21 protein-coding genes are annotated in these 18,531 nt (G+C 66.7%); 20 read left to right on the top strand and 1 reads right to left on the bottom strand.

From position 1 onward, the window contains the following. Positions 1 to 51 precede the first annotated feature (51 nt). From ASE30_RS11810 to ASE30_RS11840, 7 genes are all read left to right on the top strand, one after another. Positions 52 to 486 carry a type II toxin-antitoxin system RatA family toxin gene (locus ASE30_RS11810; RefSeq protein WP_057284492.1) on the top strand — a complete coding sequence of 145 codons (435 nt, stop codon included), beginning with the start codon at positions 52 to 54 and terminating at the stop codon, positions 484 to 486. After that, positions 476 to 823, top strand: coding sequence for an RnfH family protein (locus ASE30_RS11815; protein WP_057284493.1), 348 nt, complete (start codon positions 476 to 478; stop codon positions 821 to 823). The genes ASE30_RS11810 and ASE30_RS11815 overlap by 11 nt, the downstream gene beginning before the upstream one ends. Before the next feature lie 265 nt (positions 824 to 1,088). Next, a complete protein-coding gene (locus ASE30_RS11820; protein WP_057284494.1) occupies positions 1,089 to 2,243 on the top strand; it encodes an acyl-CoA dehydrogenase family protein in 1,155 nt (384 codons plus the stop codon). Continuing rightward, on the top strand, positions 2,240 to 3,415 hold the full coding sequence (locus tag ASE30_RS11825; RefSeq protein WP_057284495.1) for an enoyl-CoA hydratase/isomerase family protein: 1,176 nt from the start codon (positions 2,240 to 2,242) through the stop codon (positions 3,413 to 3,415). The genes ASE30_RS11820 and ASE30_RS11825 overlap by 4 nt, the downstream gene beginning before the upstream one ends. A gap of 91 nt (positions 3,416 to 3,506) precedes the next feature. After that, entirely contained in the window at positions 3,507 to 4,397 is an 891-nt protein-coding gene (gene mmsB, locus ASE30_RS11830; RefSeq protein ID WP_057284496.1) for a 3-hydroxyisobutyrate dehydrogenase, read from the top strand. A gap of 1 nt (position 4,398) precedes the next feature. Next, positions 4,399 to 4,836, top strand: a complete 438-nt coding sequence (locus tag ASE30_RS11835) for a PaaI family thioesterase (RefSeq protein ID WP_057284497.1) — start codon at positions 4,399 to 4,401, stop codon at positions 4,834 to 4,836. Positions 4,837 to 4,911: 75 nt separating this feature from the next. Then, the gene (locus tag ASE30_RS11840; protein ID WP_057284498.1) at positions 4,912 to 5,601 is read left to right on the top strand and encodes a VIT family protein; all 690 of its coding nucleotides are present in this window, start codon (positions 4,912 to 4,914) and stop codon (positions 5,599 to 5,601) included. A gap of 16 nt (positions 5,602 to 5,617) precedes the next feature. On the opposite strand, the gene ASE30_RS11845 is transcribed toward ASE30_RS11840, so the two are convergent. Beyond that, positions 5,618 to 6,619 carry a folate-binding protein YgfZ gene (locus tag ASE30_RS11845; protein ID WP_057284499.1) on the bottom strand — a complete coding sequence of 334 codons (1,002 nt, stop codon included), beginning with the start codon at positions 6,617 to 6,619 and terminating at the stop codon, positions 5,618 to 5,620. Between the two features lie 153 nt (positions 6,620 to 6,772). Here ASE30_RS11845 and mltG point away from each other — a divergent pair, with 153 nt between their 5' ends. The 13 genes from mltG to ASE30_RS29800 all read left to right on the top strand — a co-directional run bounded on the left by mltG (position 6,773) and on the right by ASE30_RS29800 (position 18,222). Beyond that, positions 6,773 to 7,900 (top strand): endolytic transglycosylase MltG, encoded by a 1,128-nt coding sequence (gene mltG, locus ASE30_RS11850; RefSeq protein WP_057284500.1) that lies wholly within the window; start codon positions 6,773 to 6,775, stop codon positions 7,898 to 7,900. Next, positions 7,897 to 8,520 (top strand): dTMP kinase, encoded by a 624-nt coding sequence (gene tmk, locus ASE30_RS11855; RefSeq protein ID WP_057284501.1) that lies wholly within the window; start codon positions 7,897 to 7,899, stop codon positions 8,518 to 8,520. The genes mltG and tmk overlap by 4 nt, the downstream gene beginning before the upstream one ends. Continuing rightward, on the top strand, positions 8,517 to 9,566 hold the full coding sequence (gene holB / locus ASE30_RS11860) for a DNA polymerase III subunit delta' (RefSeq protein WP_057284502.1): 1,050 nt from the start codon (positions 8,517 to 8,519) through the stop codon (positions 9,564 to 9,566). The genes tmk and holB overlap by 4 nt, the downstream gene beginning before the upstream one ends. A gap of 17 nt (positions 9,567 to 9,583) precedes the next feature. Further along, positions 9,584 to 10,354, top strand: a complete 771-nt coding sequence (locus ASE30_RS11865) for a TatD family hydrolase (protein WP_057284503.1) — start codon at positions 9,584 to 9,586, stop codon at positions 10,352 to 10,354. Between the two features lie 35 nt (positions 10,355 to 10,389). After that, a complete protein-coding gene (locus ASE30_RS11870) occupies positions 10,390 to 11,256 on the top strand; it encodes an ankyrin repeat domain-containing protein (protein WP_057284504.1) in 867 nt (288 codons plus the stop codon). Positions 11,257 to 11,425: 169 nt separating this feature from the next. Further along, a complete protein-coding gene (locus ASE30_RS11875) occupies positions 11,426 to 12,166 on the top strand; it encodes an IclR family transcriptional regulator (protein WP_057284505.1) in 741 nt (246 codons plus the stop codon). Between the two features lie 114 nt (positions 12,167 to 12,280). Continuing rightward, positions 12,281 to 13,024: a transporter substrate-binding domain-containing protein gene (locus tag ASE30_RS11880; protein WP_057284506.1), complete on the top strand. Its 744-nt coding sequence runs from the start codon at positions 12,281 to 12,283 to the stop codon at positions 13,022 to 13,024. After that, positions 13,021 to 13,689, top strand: a complete 669-nt coding sequence (locus tag ASE30_RS11885; protein WP_057284507.1) for an amino acid ABC transporter permease — start codon at positions 13,021 to 13,023, stop codon at positions 13,687 to 13,689. The genes ASE30_RS11880 and ASE30_RS11885 overlap by 4 nt, the downstream gene beginning before the upstream one ends. An 8-nt stretch (positions 13,690 to 13,697) precedes the next feature. After that, positions 13,698 to 14,486 carry an amino acid ABC transporter ATP-binding protein gene (locus ASE30_RS11890; protein ID WP_057284508.1) on the top strand — a complete coding sequence of 263 codons (789 nt, stop codon included), beginning with the start codon at positions 13,698 to 13,700 and terminating at the stop codon, positions 14,484 to 14,486. After that, complete coding sequence (gene hutG / locus ASE30_RS11895) at positions 14,483 to 15,430, top strand: formimidoylglutamase (protein ID WP_057284509.1); 948 nt, start codon at positions 14,483 to 14,485, stop codon at positions 15,428 to 15,430. The genes ASE30_RS11890 and hutG overlap by 4 nt, the downstream gene beginning before the upstream one ends. A 317-nt stretch (positions 15,431 to 15,747) precedes the next feature. After that, complete coding sequence (locus ASE30_RS11900) at positions 15,748 to 17,037, top strand: Glu/Leu/Phe/Val dehydrogenase (RefSeq protein WP_057284510.1); 1,290 nt, start codon at positions 15,748 to 15,750, stop codon at positions 17,035 to 17,037. Between the two features lie 595 nt (positions 17,038 to 17,632). Next, entirely contained in the window at positions 17,633 to 18,127 is a 495-nt protein-coding gene (locus tag ASE30_RS11905; RefSeq protein ID WP_156407615.1) for an Hcp family type VI secretion system effector, read from the top strand. Beyond that, positions 18,064 to 18,222, top strand: a complete 159-nt coding sequence (locus tag ASE30_RS29800; protein ID WP_162259917.1) for a hypothetical protein — start codon at positions 18,064 to 18,066, stop codon at positions 18,220 to 18,222. The genes ASE30_RS11905 and ASE30_RS29800 overlap by 64 nt, the downstream gene beginning before the upstream one ends. Positions 18,223 to 18,531: the final 309 nt, after the last annotated feature.

Below are 18,531 nucleotides of genomic sequence, written 5' to 3' on the forward strand. Positions count from 1 at the left end.
GGCCGTGCTGTGCCGGTAAAATCTTGCCATTCTAGCCATTTGCGATAGTCGATGCACAAAGTACAACGATCCGTCCTGGTGCCTTACAGCGCCGCCCAGATGTTCGACCTGGTTGCCGACGTGGAGAAGTACCCCGAGTTCATGCCGTGGTGTGGCGGCGCCGAGGTGCAGACCCGCAACGAACACGGCATGCAGGCTTCCATTCTGATCAGTTTTGCGGGGATGAAGCAGCGCTTCACCACGCGCAATACGCACGTCTATCCCGACAGGATCGACCTGGAACTGGTGGATGGCCCGTTTTCCAGCCTGGTGGGCCATTGGGTGTTCCAGCCCCTGGCCGAAGACGCCTGCAAGGTGCTGTTCACCATGGAATACGCGTTTTCCAACCGTGCGCTGGAAATGGTGGTGGGGCCGGTCTTCAATCGCATCGCCACCAGCTTCATCGATTCCTTCACCAAGCGCGCGCAGGCCAAGTATGGCGAATGAGCCGTCCGGGGCGGGGCAGATCGGCGTCATCGTCTGCTACGCCTTGCCTGGACACGTGTGGCTGCGCGAACTGCGCTTGCCCGACGGCGCCACCGTCCAGGACGCGCTGGCGGCCAGCGGCTTTGCAAAGGCCTTCCCGGTCGTTCAGCCCTGGGAACGGGGAGTGGGCATCTTTGGCCGCGCCACCGACCCGGGCGCCCGCTTGGCCGAGGGCGACCGCGTGGAAATCTACCGCGGCCTGAGCTTCGATCCCAAGGAATCGCGCCGCCGCCGCGCGGAGCACCGTCGCGCCAAGACGGCCAGAAACGGCAGGGTGCGCCCCGCCGGCCTGCTGTAGCCTGAACAGGCGCCTGGCCGTTCCCGAAGACGGCCGGCACGGCGCGCGGGCCGTCTCGGGAACGCCGCACAGGCCCCCGGCGGGCCGCTCCGGCCAGCCCCCTACATTGTCATCAATAAGACAAAGCGCGCCGCCGCTTCCGGCGTAACATAAAGCCGGGTTCCCGCTTACGTTTACGTCAACGTCATGTCAAAATCGACGCGCTGGCGTTCACGAGACGGCAGCAACGCCAACAGACAATACTCAATACAACAGGAGACAGGCTGTGGACTTGGAACTGACCGACGAGCAGCGCGCGTTCGCGCAGGCCGCGCGCGACTATGCCGAGGGCGAGCTGGCCCCCCACGCCGCGCGCTGGGACGCCGAGGGCATTTTTCCGCGCGAGGCGTTCGCCCGGGCGGGCGAAATGGGCTTTTGCGCCATCTACGCCAGCGAGGATATCGGCGGCCTGGGACTGCCGCGCCTGGACGCCACGCTGGTGTTCGAGGAAATGGCGGCGGTGGATCCGTCCACCACGGCGTTCCTGACGATTCACAACATGGCCACCTGGATGGTCGGGAAGTGGGGCCAGCCCGGACTGCGCGATGCCTGGGGCCCATTGCTGGCCAGCGGCGAGAAGCTGGCGTCCTACTGCCTGACGGAGCCGGGCGCGGGCTCCGACGCCGCATCCCTGTCCACGCGGGCGCAGCGCCAGGGCGATGAGTATGTCGTCAATGGCGCCAAGGCCTTCATCTCCGGTGGCGGCGACACGGACCTGCTGGTGGTCATGGCGCGCACGGGCGGCGAAGGCGCGGGCGGCATCAGCGCGTTCGCCATTCCCGCGGACAGCGAGGGCATCGGGTACGGGCGCAAGGAAGAAAAGATGGGCTGGAACAGCCAGTCCACACGCCCCATCACCTTCGAAAATGTCCGCGTGCCGGCCGCCAACCGGCTGGGCGAGGAAGGCGAGGGATTCAAGATCGCCATGAAAGGCCTGGACGGCGGCCGCATCAATATCGGCACCTGCTCGGTGGGCGCGGCGCAGGGCGCGCTGGACGCCGCCCGCCGCTACATGGACGAACGCCGCCAGTTCAACCGCCGGCTGGCGGAGTTCCAGGCGCTGCAGTTCAAGCTGGCGGACATGGCCACGCATCTGGTCGCGGCACGCCAGATGGTCCGCCTGGCGGCATGCAAGCTGGATGCCGGCGCGGCGGATGCGGCGACCTACTGCGCGATGGCCAAACGCTTCGCCACCGACATGGGCTTCCAGATCTGCCTGGATGCGCAACAGATTCATGGCGGCTACGGTTACCTGAAAGACTATCCCTTGGAGCGTCTGGTGCGCGATACTCGCGTTCATCAGATTCTGGAGGGCACCAACGAGATCATGCGCGTGATCATTGCCCGCCAATTGTTGGAAAAAGGAGCCGACATAAGATGAATGCACCGGTGTTGTTCGAAGAAAGATCCGCCGCCAATGGAATGCGCTTCGGGATCGCGACGCTGAACGCGCCGCAGACCCTGAACGGCCTGTCGCTGGAAATGGTGGACCTGTTGGCGGACCGCCTGGACGCCTGGGCCCGCGACCCGGGCGTTGCCCTGGTGGTGCTGCAGGGCGCCGGCGAAAAGGCGTTCTGCGCGGGGGGCGACCTGCACGGCCTGTACCGCAGCATGACCGAAAACGCGGGCAGGCCCGGCTGGAGCAACGCTTACGCGCGCCGCTTCTTCGAGCACGAATACAGGCTGGACTATCGCATCCACACCTATCCGAAGCCCGTGCTGTGCTGGGGCCACGGCATCGTCATGGGCGGCGGCATCGGATTGATGATGGGCGCCAGCCATCGCGTCGTCAGCGAAAGTTCGCGCCTGGCCATGCCCGAAGTCTCCATCGGCCTGTTCCCGGACGTCGGGGGCAGTTGGCTGCTGAACCGCATGCCGGGCCGCAGCGGCGTGTTCCTGGCGCTGACGGGCGCGCAACTGAACACCGCCGACGCATTCTTCGCGGGCCTGGCGGACTTCCGCCTGAACCATGCCGACTGGCCGGCGCTGCTGGCCTCGCTGCAAGAGCAGCCCTGGGCCGGCCAGGCCACGGGCGCGGCCGATGGCGCCATTCCTCCGCGCTCCATCAATGACGGCCTGCTGCGCCGCGCGCTGACGGCGCTGGAGCCGCGCACGCCGCTGGACCCGGGCCCGCTGCGCCAGCATTCGTTCCTGATCAACAATCTGTGCAACGGCAACCGGCTGGACGAGATCTTCGAGGAACTGGCGCTGTTGAAGGGCCACGAAGATCCCTGGCTGGCGCGGGCGGCAAATACGATGCTGGCGGGTTCGCCTGGCTCGGTGCGCCTGGCCTTCGCGTTGCAGCAGCGCACGCGCCTGCGTTCGCTGGACGACGTGTTCCGCGCCGAATACGTTGCGGCGCTGGCCTGCACGGCGCACGGCGATTTCGCCGAGGGCATCCGCGCGCTGCTGATCGACAAGGACAAGACGCCGCGCTGGAATCCCGCCGTCATCGACATGGCGACGGACGCCTGGGTGCAGAAGTTCTTTGAAGAACCGTGGCCAGAGGGCGAGCCGCATCCGCTGGCCGACCTGGGCCAGGAAGGGCGCTGACCGGCCGGCTGGCCCGCGGGCCAGCCGCTCCCCGCCACGCAGGTCACGATGGATCCATACCTACAGCAATAGCAACAGGAGACAAGACATCATGAGCAGCATCGCGTTTATCGGTTTGGGCAACATGGGCGCGCCCATGGCATTGAATCTGGTCAAGGCTGGCCACAGCCTGAAGGTCTTCGACCTCGTGCCCGCGGCCGTCAAGCAACTGACCGACGCCGGCGCCACGGCGGCGGCGTCCGCCGCCGAAGCGGTCAAGGGCGCCGAGGTGGTGATTTCCATGCTGCCGGCCAGCAAGCACGTGGAAGGCCTGTACCTGGATCAAGACCTGCTGGGCAAGATCCCGTCCAGCGCGCTGGTCATCGAATGCAGCACCATCGCGCCGGACTCGGCGCGCAAGGTGGCCCAGGCTGCCGAGGTGCGCGGCATCGCCATGATCGACGCGCCCGTCTCGGGCGGCACCGGCGGGGCGGCAGCGGGAACGCTGACCTTCATCGTGGGTGGCACGGCTCCCGCGCTGGAACGCGCCCGCGCCGTGCTGGAGAAGATGGGCAAGAACATTTTCCACGCGGGTCCGGCGGGCGCCGGCCAGGTGGCCAAGATCTGCAACAACATGCTGCTTGGCATCCTGATGGCGGGCACCTCCGAGGCGCTGGCGCTGGGCGTGGCCAACGGCCTGGATCCCAAGGTGCTGTCGGACATCATCGCCAAGAGCTCGGGGCGCAACTGGGCCACCGAACTCTACAACCCCTGGCCGGGCGTGATGGACCATGCGCCGGCCTCCAAGGGCTACGCGGGCGGTTTCGGCGTGGACCTGATGCTCAAGGACCTGGGCCTGGCGGCCGAGGCGGCCCTGTCGGCGCGCGCGTCGATTCCGCTGGGCGAACTGGCGCGCAATCTGTATTCGCTGCACAGCTCGGGCGGATCCGGCAAGCTGGATTTCTCCAGCATCGTCAACCTGGTCAAGCGCGAGCAGGACTGACATGGCGGAACACCAGCCGTCCACGGACCCCGCCGGGCGGGTCAGGGCCAGTTTCGGCCAGCAGAGCATCATGGCCCTGCTGGGCGCGGACCTGGACGTGGTGGAGCCGGGCCGGGTGGACATCGTCCTGCCGTACCGGGCAGACCTGTGCCAGCAGAACGGATTCCTGCATGCAGGCATTTCCACCACGATCGCCGACAGCGCGGGCGGCTACGCCGCGTTCACGCTGTTCGGGCCGGGCGAGGACGTGTTGACCTCGGAGTTCAAGATGAACTTCCTGGCGCCCGCCAAGGGCGACCGTTTCGTCGCCAGCGGCCGCGTGGTCAAGCCGGGCAAGCGCCTGTCGGTCTGTCAGGTCGAGATGCATGCGTACGATGGCGAGCAGGCGACGCTGTGCGTGATAGGCTTGCTTACCGCGGTGCGCGTGACGCCGCGATGAATTCCGCGCGTGGCGCGTCCGGCCGGCTGGCCGGGCGGGCCACGCGCTTCTCGCGCGTCGCATGGATTTCCGGCAATGCCTGCAAAAGAACATCATCGAATTTTTCGCAGCAACTGGCTGCGCGCCGCGGTGCTGGGCGCAAACGACGGCATCGTGTCCACGGCCAGCCTGATCACCGGGGTCGCGGCGGCCCAGGCCTCTCACGGCGCCATCCTGACGTCCGGCGTGGCGGGCCTGGTGGCGGGCGCGCTGTCGATGGCGGCCGGAGAATACGTATCGGTGCGGTCCCAGGCCGACACCGAAGCCGCCGATCTGCGGCTGGAGCAGCGCTCGCTCAAGCGCAATTCCCGTGAAGAGCTGGCAGAGCTGATCGATATCTATGTGGCCCGCGGGCTGACGCGCGATCTGGCGGCGCAGGTCGCGCGCCAACTGACGAGCCACGACGCGCTTGACGCACATGCGCGCGATGAACTCGGCATCTCCATCCACAACCGTGCCCAGCCTGTGCAGGCGGCGCTGGCATCGGCCGCGTCGTTCGCCGGAGGCGCCGCGGTGCCACTGGCCGTGGCGGCGACGGCGCCCGTGCCGCAACTTATCGGCTGGGTGATCGGCGGGTCCGTGATCTGCCTGGCGGCCTTGGGCGCGATGGCCGCGAAGGCCGGCGGCGCGCCCAAGCTGCCCGCCGCGCTACGCGTGACGGTGCTGGGGGCGGCCGCAATGGCGGTGACGGCGGGCGTCGGCGCGCTGTTCGGTGTGGCGGTCTAGGACCGGGCGCCTGGCCTTACGGGGTGATCGAGTAGGGCAGCGGCGCGGCGGCGATGCGCGGGCCGTCGGCGGAACTAAGGCGCAGATCGCCGTCCGGCAGCGCGGCCAGCGTGGTTTCGAACAGCACCGACACGATGCCCTGGTCGCTGGCGGCCTGCACCACGCGGCCGATGGGCTCCCCAGGCTGCGCCGCGTCGAACACATCCACGCCGGCGAGCGCCGCGTCCTGCAGGCTGGATCCGGCAACCGTGCCGAACGCCATGCGCCGCTTGACGGTGCCGCGATAGTGGCTGCGGGCCACGACTTCCTGGCCGGGATAGCAGCCCTTGGTGAAGCTGACGCCCTGGATCAGGTCCAGATTGACGGTCTGCGGGATGAAGACGTCCTGCGTGGCCGAGGAAATCCAGGGAATGCCCGCGGCCAGATCGGCCGCGTGCCAGTGTTCGGCGGGCGCCAGGCCGAGCGCCGGGACCAGGGCGGCGGATTGTTCCAGTTGCGCGTCGGACGCGATCCACCACCAGCGCAGGCGCGTGTCGGCCGACGGCGCGGCGATCCAGGTGCCGGACGGCAGATCCACGCGCTGCCATGGGCTGCGGGGCAGGGCGCCGGACAGGGCTTCGAGCGCGGCGGCCTGTTCCGGCGCGGCCTGAACGCCGGCCACATGGAGCGGCGCGGCGGCCAGCTTGACCTTGGCGCGCAGCACGAACATCGACAGGCGCTTGAGCAGGGCCTGGGACAAGTCCTGGCGGACCAGTCCGTAGAACTGCGGGGCGTCGTCGGCGTCGGCGGTGGCGCCGCGCCACATCACCAGCGTGGCCAGCAGCCGGCCCTTGGCGGTGCAGTAGCCGGCCAGGCGGGCGGCATCGGGCGTCAGGCCCGTGACGTCCTGCGTGAGTTGGCCGTGCAGAAAGCTCAGGGCATCGGCGCCGGCGGCGGTGAAGACCAGAAGATCTTCCAGCGGCGCGCATTGCGCGCAACCTTCGGCGCGGACGGGGATCGAAGAATAAAAGGCGTGCATGGCGGCGGGGTTATCGCGTCATCAAAGTGTTGATGATAGCCGCGTTCCTCCGCCGGAAAGACCATGCCCCCGACACGCGAAGGGGCGTGCCGCGCGTTCCGGCCCCTGTTGTGGACCGGGAAGGCCGCCCGATCCATTAAACTTCCAGGACTTATGAAGAAGCGACTCCGATATTTCGTTTTATGGCCTCTCCTGCTCATCGTGCTGGCCGCCGCCGCCGCGGTGGGCGCCGCCTGGACCTGGATGCACCGGCCCCTGCAACTGCCGGCCGACAAGATCGACTTTGTAGTGGACCCGGGCAGCAGTCCGCGCACGGTCGCGCGTGCGCTGAATGCGGCCGGGGTGCCCATCTGGGAACCGGGTTTCGTCTGGATGGCGCGCCTGTCCGAGCAGGACAAGCTGATGAAGGCGGGCGGCTATCAGGCGATCAACGGCGATACGCCCTGGCTGCTGCTGCAGCGGATGGCGCGCGGCGACATGACGCAGCGCCAGATCACCTTTCTGGAGGGCTGGACGTTCCGCCAGATCCGCCAGGCGCTGCGCGAGAATCCCGACGTCAAGCAGACGCTGGGCGACATCGACGATGAAGCCCTGATGGAGCGCCTGGGGTCGGACGTCAAGCATCCCGAGGGGCTGTTTTTTCCGGATACCTATGTCTTCACGCCGGGCAGCACCGATTACGACCTGCTGCGCCGCGCCTACCAGGAGGGCCAGCGCATCCTCAACGACACCTGGGCCAAGCGCCAGTCCGACCTGGCCGTGGCCACGCCCTATGAAGCGCTGGTGCTGGCATCCATCATTGAAAAGGAAACCGGCCATGGGCCGGACCGCCGCCGTGTTTCGGGCGTGTTCGCCAACCGGCTGAAGATCGGCATGCTGCTGCAGACGGATCCCACCGTGATCTACGGCATGGGCGATGCCTACCAGGGCCGCATCCGCAAGCGCGATCTGCAGACGGACACTCCGTGGAATACGTACACGCGCCCGGGCCTGCCGCCCACACCGATCGCGGCCGCCGGCCGCGCCGCGCTACTGGCGGCGGTACAGCCCGAGCAGCACAAGTACCTCTTTTTCGTCTCCCGCGGCAACGGCACCAGTGAATTCTCGGTCAACCTGTCCGAGCACAATCGCAACGTTTCGCGCTATATCCTTGGGCGTTCCAGTCCCGCCACGGCGCCGGCGCCAGCTCCGGCGCCGGCCGCGCCGGCTGGGCCCCCCGCCTCGATCCCGGACCCGGCCCCGGAACCGCAACCCGAACCAGCACAAGGACAAGATCAATGACCGCACGCGGACGCTTCATCACGCTCGAGGGCGTGGACGGCGCGGGCAAGAGCACGCATACCGCCTGGATCGCCGATTTTCTGCGCGCGCAAGGGCTTGAAGTCGTCTCAACCCGCGAGCCCGGCGGCACGCCGCTGGGCGAAAAGCTGCGAGTGCTGCTGTTGGCCGACCCCATGGGCCTGGACACCGAGACCCTGCTGATGTTCGCGGCCCGCTGCGAACACGCCCGCCAGGTGATCGAACCCGCGCTCCAGCGCGGCGCCTGGGTGGTCTGCGACCGCTACACCGACGCCACCTACGCGTATCAGGGCGGCGGACGGGAATTGGGCGCCGAGCGCGTGGCCGTCCTGGAAGACTGGATGCGCGCCGGGCGTCCCGACCGCACCTGGCTGTTCGATGTGCCGCTGGAAGTGGCGCGGGCGCGTCTGGCCGATGCCCGCGAGCCGGACCGCTTCGAGCGCGAAGGCGCGGCGTTTTTCGAACGCACCCGCCAGGCCTATCACGCCCGTGCCAAGGCCGATCCGGGCCGCATCCATATCGTGGATTCCACGCGGTCCATCGACCAGATCCGTACCGAACTCGAAGCCGGGCTGCGCGAGTTGCTGGCTGTTCCGGCATGAGCGCACCCCAGTTCCTGCCCTGGCAGATGGAGACCGCGCACGCCTGGCTGGGCAATCGCGACCGCTTTGCGCATGCCTGGCTGGTGCATGGGCTGGCCGGCATCGGCAAGCTGGACTTCGCGATAGCCGCGGCGGCCAGCCTGCTGTGCGAGACGCCTGAAAACGGCCTGGCCTGCGGCCACTGCGCGGCCTGTGCGTGGTTTGCCAGCGGCAACCATCCCGACCTGCGCCGCATCCGCCCCGAGGCCGTGGCCGTGGAAGAGGGCGCCGATGCGGCCGAACAGGCCGAAGACGCCGAGCCGGCGTCCGGCACCGCCAAGCGGGCGCCGTCCAAGGAAATCCGCATCGATCAGATCCGTTCGCTGGAGTCGTGGTTCAACACCGCGACGCACCGCGGCGGCTGGCGCGTGGCGCTGCTGTATCCGGCCCATGCGCTGAATGTGGTGTCTTCCAACGCCTTGCTGAAGGTGCTGGAGGAGCCGCCTCCCCACACGGTTTTCCTGCTGGTGGCGGACGCGCCGGACCGGCTGTTGCCGACCCTGGTATCGCGCTGCCGCCGCCTGCCGCTGCCAGCCCCGGATGCGGATACCGCGCTGCAGTGGCTGCGCGACCAGAACGTGGAGCCCGCGCGCGAATGGCTGGCCGCGGCCGGCGGCGCGCCGCTGGCCGCGCTGCGTCTGGCGCAATCCGGCGAAACCGCTTGTCCGCCATGGCTGACCCAATTGATCGGACCCCTGGCCAAGGGCCAGGCGCCCGATGTGGGCACGCTGGCCGAGTCCCTGGAAAAGGTTGCCGCCGCCGAATGGATCGATGCGCTGCAAAGGCTGTATACGGATCTGATGCTGGCCAGCGCCGGCGCGCCCGTGCGGTACTTTCCGGCGCTCTCGGCGGGCGTGGCGCAGGTGGCCGCCCGCATGAACACCGCCCGCGTGGCAGAGGCCGCGCGCTGGCTGACGCGCCAGCGCGCACTGGCCACGCACCCCTTGAACGCCAAGCTGTTCGCCCACGCCACGCTGCAACGCGTGGTGCTATCCTGCCAGGCGTAAGCTCACCCAGACTCACCATGTACGTCGATTCCCACTGTCATTTGAATTTCCCGGAACTGGCGGCCGATCTGCCTGCCATTCTTGACCGCATGGCGGCCAATCAGGTCACCCACGCGCTGGTGGTCAGCGTCAACATGCCGGAATGGCCGGGGCTGATGTCGCTGGTCGAGCCGCAGCCCACGCTCTGGGCCTCGGTGGGCGTGCATCCCGACTACGAGGACACGCCGGATCCGACGCCCGGAGAGCTGGTGCGTTTGGCCCAGCACCCGAAAGTCGTCGCCATCGGCGAGACCGGCCTGGACTACTACCGTTTGTCCGAACCGTTGGACTGGCAGCGCGAGCGTTTTCGCCGCCATATCCGCGCGGCGCGCGACGCCGGCCTGCCGCTCATCGTCCACACGCGTTCGTCCGCCGAGGACACGGTGCGCATGCTGCGCGAGGAGAAGGCGGCCGAGGCCGGCGGGGTCATGCACTGCTTCACCGAAACCTGGGAAGTCGCGCAGGCCGCGCTGGACCAGAATTTCTATATTTCGCTGTCTGGCATCGTGACGTTCAAGAACGCGCAGATCGTGCACGAGGTGGCCGCCAAGGTGCCGCTGGACCGCCTGCTGATCGAAACCGACTCGCCTTATCTGGCCCCCGTGCCGTACCGCGGCAAGCTCAACGATCCGTCCAAGGTGATCCACGTGGCCGAGAAGATCGCGGAACTCCGGGGCATATCCGCCGCCGAGGTTGCGCGTGCCTCTACCGATAATTTCTTCAATCTTTTCAATAAGATAAAGAAGTAAATTAATCTGATTTATTAAATATTTCGAGGATTCCCATGGCCAACCGTCGCGCATCTGCCCAAAACGCCTTCCTGTCGTGCTGCCGCGGGAGCCTGCTGGCGCTGGCCTTGGGGCTGGCCGCGCCGGCCGCCCAGGCCGCCAATTCCGCCGACTGGTGGGTCTACGTCGCCAACGACTACCCCAATGACATCAAGAGCCTGCTGGCGCAGGGCTCCGATCCCAATGTGCGGTACAAGAACGGCCAGCCGGCCATCATGCGGGCCGTGGTGGACGGCGCGTGGAAGGTGTTCGACGTGCTGGCGGCGGACAAGCGCACCGACGTGAATGCCGAGAACCCGGCGGGCGAAACCCCGCTGATGTACCTGGCGATCGCCGGACAGACCGAACGCGCCAAGAAGCTCATCGCGCGCGGCGCCAAGGTCAATCGCCTGGGCTGGACGCCGCTGCACTATGCCGCGTCCAAGGGCCAACTGGAGATGGCCCGCCTGTTGCTGGCGAACAAGGCCATGGTCAATGCGCCGGCGCCCAATGGCGAGACGCCCTTGATGATGGCGGCCCTGTCGGGCCGCCAGCCCATGGTGGACCTGTTGATCAAGTCGGGCGCCGATGTGACGACCCAGGACACCAAGGGCCAGGACGCATCGGATTGGGCGGCCACCGGCAAATCCGAGTCGCTGGCGGCGGAGCTGAAAACCATGATTGCCCAGCAAGAGGACGCCAAGCGCAAGCGCCGCGCGGCGGCGCAGGGGGGCGTGCAGGAGAAGGCCGCGGCCGTGCCCGCCGCGCCTGCCGAGCCCCAGGGTGCGTCGGGTGCGGCGGCCAAGGCGCCGGCCGACAAGTCCGGCGTGCAGGGCGTGTCGGGTGTGGGCCTGTCCAATTACGACAAGCCCGCGGCGCCGTAACCTGCCGCTCGCGGCGGATTCCGCCCGGCTCGAAACCCGCCACTGGCGGGTTTTTTTACGCCTGGATTACGGGGTTTTCCCTTGTAATTCTCAGTGAGTGGGAAAATTTTGAAGGCTCAAAACCATAAATTGATAATCTTGCCGCCATATTGCCGGGAGTTGAATTGTTATGTCCGATATGTCGGTAGGGGCGGGCGCGGATCGTGTCCTGTATGTGCTGGCCACCTTGGCCCGGCACGACGGCCCGCTCAGCATTGCCGCGCTTGCCGAGAAGACCGGCCTGGCGCAAAGCACGCTGTACCGGCAGGTCGCGCTGCTCAAGCGCTGGGGCTTCGTCGCCGAACACGAAGGTGAGTACGGGCCGGGGCCGCTCTGCGTGCAACTGGCCTGGGGCTTTGACCAGTCGTCTTTCCTGATCCACGAAGCGCAGCCCGACATGGCGGCGCTGGCGGCGGCCTCCGGCGAAACCATCGGCCTGCTCGTGGCGGTCAAGGATCAGGCGGTCTGTCTGGACATGGTGGAAAGCCAGCACCCGCTGCGTTGTTCGTTCACCAAGGGCCGCGGACTGCCCCTGGCGCGCGGCGCATCGGCCAAGTCCCTGCTGGCCTTCATGCCGCTTGCCCGGCAGCAGGCCGCGCTGGCCTATCTGGCCGCCGAGGCGGGGGTGGACGGCGCGCGGCTGGCCGACGAACTGGAAGCCATCCGCGCCCAGGGATATGCCGTGACCGACAGCGAAGTCGATGCCGGCGTCTGGGGAGTCAGCGTTCCCGTCTTCCAGCGCGCCAACCAGGCGGTCGGGTCGATCACCCTGATGGCGCCGTCCACGCGGGCCTTGCAGCGTCCGGACGCGCTGATCGAGATGACCGTGGCGGCCGCCCGCCGCATCTCGGACCGATTGAAAGCCCACTGACGGCCATGTTCCGACGCATACCGAATTGCCGAATTGCACGCTTCACCTTTTAGCCCGTTCCTAGCCGCACCGATCGCCGTACTCATCGCCGTATCCACATCCATAGGACTCACCATGACCACTCGCCGCACACTGCTGACCGCCGCCCTGACCTTGAGCCTGGCCTGGGCCGCCGGCGCCGCGCACGCCCAGGAAACCATCCGCGCCGTCACCGACGCCACCTTCCCGCCGATGGAGTTCGTGAAGGACGGCAAGCGCACCGGATTCGACATCGAACTGGTCGAAGCCCTGGCCGGCGCGATGGGCAAGAAGGTCGAATGGATCGACATCGACTTCAAGGGACTCATCCCCGCCTTGCAGGCCGGCCGCGCGGACATCGCCGTGTCCGCCATCTACATCACGCCCGAGCGCAGCAAGGTCGTGGATTTCACCGACCCCTACTACGCGGGTGGCCTGGTGGTGCTGACCAAGGCGGATGGTCCCATCAAGACCCTGAAGGACCTGGACGGCCGCAAGGTCTCGGTGCAGGTGGGCACGAAGTCGGTGAACTACCTGAAGGACCACTTCCCGGCGGTGCAGCGCGTAGAGGTTGAAAAGAACCAGGAGATGTTCAACCTGGTGCAGATCGGCCGCGCCGACGCCGCGGTGACGGGCAAGCCCGCCGCCAAGCTGTTTGCGCAGAACACCACGGGCTTGACCGTGCTGAACGACCAGGTGACGACCGAGGACTACGGCATCGCCGTGCCCAAGAACAAGCCCGAGCTGACGCGCGATCTGAACGCCGCGCTGCAAAAGCTGAAGGCCGACGGCAGCTATCAGGCCATCGTGAACAAGTGGTTCGAGGCGCCCAAGAAATGAACCTGGACTTTTCTCCCGTCTTCGCCGACTTCGACGCGCTGTTGGGCGGCGCGCTGGTCACCATCGAGGTGACCGCCGGCGCCTTGCTGCTGGCGTGCGTCATCGGGCTCCTGGTCGGCGTGGGCCGGCTCAATCCGCGCCGGCAGGTCGTCTACGGTCTGTGCAGCACGTATTTGCTGCTGTTTCGCGGCACGCCCTTGCTGGTGCAACTGTTCATCTGGTTCTTCGGCTTGCCCCACTTTGGCGTGACCCTTCCGGCATTCGCCTGCGGGGTTCTGGGCCTGGGCATGTACTCGGGCGCCTACGTGTCGGAAATCGTCCGAGGCGCCATCCAGTCCGTGGACCGCGGCCAGACGGAGGCGGCGCGTTCGCTGGGCATGTCCTCGGGCCAGGCCATGCGCATCATCATCCTGCCGCAGGCAGTGGTGCGCATGATTCCGCCGCTGGGCAACGAGTTCATCGCGCTGATCAAGAACTCGGCGCTGGTGTCGCTGCTGACCATCCACGATCTGATGCACGAAGGGCAGAAGATCATCAGCGTGTCGTATCGCTCGCTGGAGACCTATCTGGTGGTGGCGCTGATCTATCTGATCCTGACCACGGCCACGATGTTGATTTTGCGCCAGGTGGAGCAACGCCTGCGCGCCGGGGGAATGGTGCAATGAGCGCTGCAATGAATGCCGCGGACAACCCGCAAGAAATGATCCGCATCCGCGGCCTGCACAAGTCCTTCGGTGACCACGCCGTCCTGCGCGGGATCGATTTCGACGTGCTGCCTTCGCAGGTGGTGGTTGTGATCGGGCCCAGCGGCTCGGGCAAAAGCACTTTGCTGCGTTGCTGCAATGGCCTGGAAGTGGCGCAAGCCGGCACCGTGGATATCTGCGGCCAGACCTTGCTGGACCATGGCAAGCTGTTGCCCGAAGCGGAACTGAACCAGCTGCGCATGCAGGTGGGGATGGTGTTCCAGGGGTTCAACCTGTTCCCGCACCTGACGGTGCTGGACAACGTGACCGTCGGGCCGCGCACGCTGCGCGGCATGGGCCGCGACGAAGCCAACGCCCTGGCCGCGGACCTGCTGAAGAAGGTTGGCCTGTCCCAGAAAATGTCGGCCATGCCGGCCAGCCTGTCGGGCGGGCAGAAGCAGCGCGTGGCCATCGCCCGCGCGCTGGCCATGCAGCCCAAGGTCATGCTGTTCGACGAGCCGACCTCGGCGCTGGATCCCGAACTGGTGGGCGAAGTGCTGCAGGTCATGAAGCTGCTGGCCCGCGAGGGAATGACCATGATGGTGGTGACGCACGAAATGGGCTTCGCCCGCGACGTGGCCGACGTGGTCGCCGTGATGGACGGCGGCGTGATCCTGGAATCCGGGCCGCCGGAAGTGATCTTCAGCCAGCCGCGCGAGCCCCGTACCCGCGAATTCCTGCAGGCTGTCCTGAATGCGGGGCAGGGGGCGGCGGCATGAACGCGGCGCATCTGGATATGAGCCTCTGGAAGGCGCGCGACGACAGCGCCGAGCAGGGCGACACGCGCCGGCTGGCGCATATCGTCGAGCCGGCCGCCGCGCAGGTGAAAAAAGGCGAGGCCGTGCTGCTGGGCTTCGCCTGCGATGCCGGCGTGGCCCGCAATCAAGGCCGGGTGGGCGCCGCGGCGGGTCCGGCGGGCATCCGCAAGTACATGGCGGGCCTGCCCGCGCATGGCCTGACACGCCTGCTGGACGCGGGCGACGTCACGTGCGATGGCGACCAGCTGGAAGACGCCCAGGAGCGCCTGGGCCTGCGCGTGGCCGAACTGTTGGATCAGGGCGCGCGGCCGCTGGTGCTGGGCGGCGGGCATGAGATCGCCTGGGGCAGCTTCCAGGGGCTGGCGCGCTGGCTGGAGGCGCGCGGCGACTCCAGCCCCGTGCTGGTGCTGAACCTGGATGCCCATTTTGATTTGCGCACCGGACGGCCAGGCAGCTCGGGCACGCCGTTCGATCAGATTGCCCGCCATTGCGAAGCGCGCGGCCAGGCCCTGCAGTACGCCTGCCTGGGCGTGTCGCGGCTGGCCAATACGCCCGCCCTGTACGCGCGCGCCGCCGAAGTCGGCGCGGTCTGGGTTGAAGACCGCGACATGCAGGAGCGCCATCTGGACGCGCGGCTGGCCAATGTCGACGCTTTGCTGGCCCGGGCGCGGCACGTCTACCTGACGATAGATCTGGACGTGCTGCCGGCGGCGGTGATGCCTGGTGTATCGGCGCCCGCGCCTTATGGGGTGCCGCTGGCGGTGGTCGAGGAAATCGTCCTGCGGGTCAAGGCCAGCGGCAAGCTGCGGCTGGCCGACATGGCGGAGTACAACCCGAGCCTGGACGTGGACGGCCATGGCGCGCGCGCGGCGGCCCGCCTGGCATGGCAACTCATGTCGGCCTGACGGTCCTTGCCGGCAGTTGTGGGACGAAGGCGGTCCTCTGCGGAGGCCGCCTTTTTTATTGTTCGGCCGCCTGGCGTTCTTCACCGGGGGGACTCCGGTGCACGGGGGAGGGCCTGCGCGCGGCCGCATTCCGGCGCCACCGCGGGCTGGACGGGCCCAGGTTCGAGGCTTAGGATAGGGGCAGCTTCAAGGCCGGCCCGCGACTCGTTCGGTATCCGCAACACGAATATGTCCCCATTTAAAATATTTCAACTTGAAATGGGGACGCTTTTATTTTCGTGGATAAAATGGCGCAACTTTGTCAGGAGAGCATGCTCATGTCTCAAACGCCCAACCACGCCTTGCCGTCTTATCTGAATGCCGATGACCTCGGCCCCTGGGGTAATTACCTGCAACAAGTCGACCGGGTCACCCCGTATCTCGGCTCCCTGAGCCGGTGGGTCGAGACGTTGAAGCGTCCGAAGCGCGCGCTGATCGTCGACGTGCCGATCGAACTGGACAACGGCACCATCGCCCACTTCGAGGGCTACCGTGTGCAGCACAACGTGTCCCGCGGCCCCGGCAAAGGTGGGGTGCGTTTTCACCAGGACGTCACGCTGTCCGAAGTGATGGCGCTGGCAGCCTGGATGTCGGTCAAGAACGCCGCGGTCAACCTGCCGTACGGCGGCGCCAAGGGCGGCGTGCGCGTCGATCCGCGCAAGCTGTCGGCCTCCGAACTCGAGCGCATGACGCGCCGCTACACGAGCGAAATCGGCGTCATCATCGGACCGTCCAAGGACATTCCCGCGCCTGACGTGAACACCAACGCCCAGACCATGGCCTGGATGATGGACACCTATTCCATGAACGAAGGCGCCACCGCCACCGGCGTGGTGACCGGCAAGCCGATCGCGCTGGGCGGCAGCCTGGGCCGCGTCGAGGCCACCGGCCGCGGCGTGTTCGTGGTGGCTTGCGAAGCCGCGCGCGACCAGAACATCGACGTGGCGGGTGCGCGCGTCGTTGTGCAGGGCTTTGGCAACGTGGGCGGCACGGCCGCCCGCCTGTTCCACGAAGCCGGCGCCAAGGTCATCGCCGCGCAGGATCACACCGGCACGGTGCACAACGCCGCGGGCCTGGACGTCCACAAGCTGCTGTCGCACGTGTCGCAGACCGGCGGCGTGGGCGGTTTCTCGGGTGGCCAGGCGCTGGACAAGAACGAGTTCTGGACGCTCGAGACCGAATTCCTGATCCCGGCAGCCCTCGAAAGCCAGATCACGGTGCACAACGCCGCCAAGGTTCGCGCGAAGATCGTGGTGGAAGGCGCCAACGGCCCGACCACCCCCGAAGCGGACGACATCCTGGCTGAAAACGGCGTCTATGTGGTGCCCGACGTGCTGGCCAACGCCGGCGGCGTGACGGTCAGCTACTTTGAATGGGTGCAGGACTTCTCCAGCTTCTTCTGGAGCGAAGAGGAAATCAACCAGCGCCTGGAACGCCTGATGCGCGAAGCCTACGCGGCTGTGTCGCAGGTGGCGAAGGAACACAAGGTGACGCTGCGCACCGCCGCGTTCATCGTGGCTTGCACGCGCATCCTGCAGGCGCGCCAGGTGCGCGGCCTGTACCCGTAAGGACTGAATCGGCGATGCGCTTTCGGGCGCGTTGCCGAGGAGGTGGAGTGAGACAAATAGAGAAGGCGCTGTGAAATCAGCGGCATCCCGAAAGTAGGATGCCCGCTCAGCGTTCTGGTCGGTAATGCGATCAGCCCGATCCCTGCAAGGCGCACTGCGCTTTGCAGGGATTTTTCTTTTCGGCGGCCACGAATCTTCGCTGATCGGCATAGCGCGTTGTTAACGAAGCATGCGGGGTGGCCTCTGCTGGACGGCAGGACATTGTTCTGAAAAATAGAGGGGGCCAGATTTGACCCGACCGGGCCAGATTTGACCCGACCGGGCCAAATTTGGCCCGCTCCGTTTCCTTAGTTATCAATGGCTTATAAAAAACCGGGTCAAAGTTGGCCCGGTTTTTCGTTGAAAACCGGGTTTTTTGGCGCGGTGGCCCCATCAAACAAGCGGCCGTGGGCTCGACTCTTTCCTAGTCGATTGATTCTTATCGCTTTTATTTTGGATTCCTAAACTGGCACGGACTTTGCATATGTCGCCGTATCCCTGCTTTCGGGATATTCCGGCCCTGAACGGGCCTTAACGACGACAACGGAGTTCCGTCATGCCTACCCCCGCCTACATCAGCATCACCGGCAAAACCCAGGGCAACATCACCCAGGGCGCCTTCACCGCCGACTCGGTCGGCAACGTCTACGTGGAAGGCCACGAAGACCAGATCCTGGTCCAGGAGATCGAGCACCGCGTCAACACCCCGACCGACCCGCAAAGCGGCCAGCCCTCCGGCCAGCGCGTGCACAAGCCGTTCACCTTCACCAGCGCGCTCAACAAGGCCACGCCCTTGATGTACCAGGCCCTGGCGGCCGGCGAAATGCTGCCCAGGGTGGAAGTGAAGTGGTACCGCACGTCCATCGACGGCAAGCAGGAACACTTCTTCACGACCGAACTCGAAGACGCCACGATCGTGGACATCACCAGCGCATCGACGGCAAGCAGGAACACTTCTTCACGACCGAACTCGAAGACGCCACGATCGTGGACATCACCAGCGTCCTGCCGCACGCGCAAGACCCCAGCAAGKCGGACTACACCCAGTTGATCAAGGTGGCCATGGCCTACCGCAAGATCACCTGGACACACGCGATCGCGGGCACGGAAGCCTCGGACGACTGGCGCAAGCCGCTGGAAGGCTGAGCCGCTCCGGCTTGGCCCGCAAGATCGATTCAAGCAAGGCAGTGGGGCCGCCCTGACCGGCGGCCTGCGCCTCTTCCTGCTCGTCTGCGGCCGGAACGCCTCGTGTCGCGTTTCGGTTGTTGAGAACGCCAGAGGCGGGGCCCGTATTCGCCGCAAAAAAACTTAAATCCCATCAAGATAAGAGCCTCCACGATGACGACCGGTACGCATTCGAACAAGCCTGCGTTGGAAGAGGAATACACCGAGGCCGAGTATGCAGAGGCCGAAGCCGAGAACGACGGCGTCGAATGGAGCGACGAAGACCTGGAC

It is taken from the genome of Achromobacter sp. Root83, assembly GCF_001428845.1.
Lineage (GTDB): Bacteria > Pseudomonadota > Gammaproteobacteria > Burkholderiales > Burkholderiaceae_B > Achromobacter.

Bases quoted from the DNA above. Each gene is read 5' to 3' on its own strand.
- ASE30_RS11810 (WP_057284492.1), top strand. From the start codon at position 52: ATGCACAAAGTACAACGATCCGTCCTGGTGCCTTACAGCGCCGCCCAG.
- ASE30_RS11815 (WP_057284493.1), top strand. From the start codon at position 476: ATGGCGAATGAGCCGTCCGGGGCGGGGCAGATCGGCGTCATCGTCTGC.
- ASE30_RS11825 (WP_057284495.1), top strand. From the start codon at position 2,240: ATGAATGCACCGGTGTTGTTCGAAGAAAGATCCGCCGCCAATGGAATG.
- mmsB (WP_057284496.1), top strand. From the start codon at position 3,507: ATGAGCAGCATCGCGTTTATCGGTTTGGGCAACATGGGCGCGCCCATG.
- ASE30_RS11835 (WP_057284497.1), top strand. From the start codon at position 4,399: ATGGCGGAACACCAGCCGTCCACGGACCCCGCCGGGCGGGTCAGGGCC.
- ASE30_RS11840 (WP_057284498.1), top strand. From the start codon at position 4,912: ATGCCTGCAAAAGAACATCATCGAATTTTTCGCAGCAACTGGCTGCGC.
- ASE30_RS11845 (WP_057284499.1), bottom strand. From the start codon at position 6,619: ATGCACGCCTTTTATTCTTCGATCCCCGTCCGCGCCGAAGGTTGCGCG.
- mltG (WP_057284500.1), top strand. From the start codon at position 6,773: ATGAAGAAGCGACTCCGATATTTCGTTTTATGGCCTCTCCTGCTCATC.
- tmk (WP_057284501.1), top strand. From the start codon at position 7,897: ATGACCGCACGCGGACGCTTCATCACGCTCGAGGGCGTGGACGGCGCG.
- holB (WP_057284502.1), top strand. From the start codon at position 8,517: ATGAGCGCACCCCAGTTCCTGCCCTGGCAGATGGAGACCGCGCACGCC.
- ASE30_RS11865 (WP_057284503.1), top strand. From the start codon at position 9,584: ATGTACGTCGATTCCCACTGTCATTTGAATTTCCCGGAACTGGCGGCC.
- ASE30_RS11870 (WP_057284504.1), top strand. From the start codon at position 10,390: ATGGCCAACCGTCGCGCATCTGCCCAAAACGCCTTCCTGTCGTGCTGC.
- ASE30_RS11875 (WP_057284505.1), top strand. From the start codon at position 11,426: ATGTCCGATATGTCGGTAGGGGCGGGCGCGGATCGTGTCCTGTATGTG.
- ASE30_RS11880 (WP_057284506.1), top strand. From the start codon at position 12,281: ATGACCACTCGCCGCACACTGCTGACCGCCGCCCTGACCTTGAGCCTG.
- ASE30_RS11885 (WP_057284507.1), top strand. From the start codon at position 13,021: ATGAACCTGGACTTTTCTCCCGTCTTCGCCGACTTCGACGCGCTGTTG.
- ASE30_RS11890 (WP_057284508.1), top strand. From the start codon at position 13,698: ATGAATGCCGCGGACAACCCGCAAGAAATGATCCGCATCCGCGGCCTG.
- hutG (WP_057284509.1), top strand. From the start codon at position 14,483: ATGAACGCGGCGCATCTGGATATGAGCCTCTGGAAGGCGCGCGACGAC.
- ASE30_RS11900 (WP_057284510.1), top strand. From the start codon at position 15,748: ATGTCTCAAACGCCCAACCACGCCTTGCCGTCTTATCTGAATGCCGAT.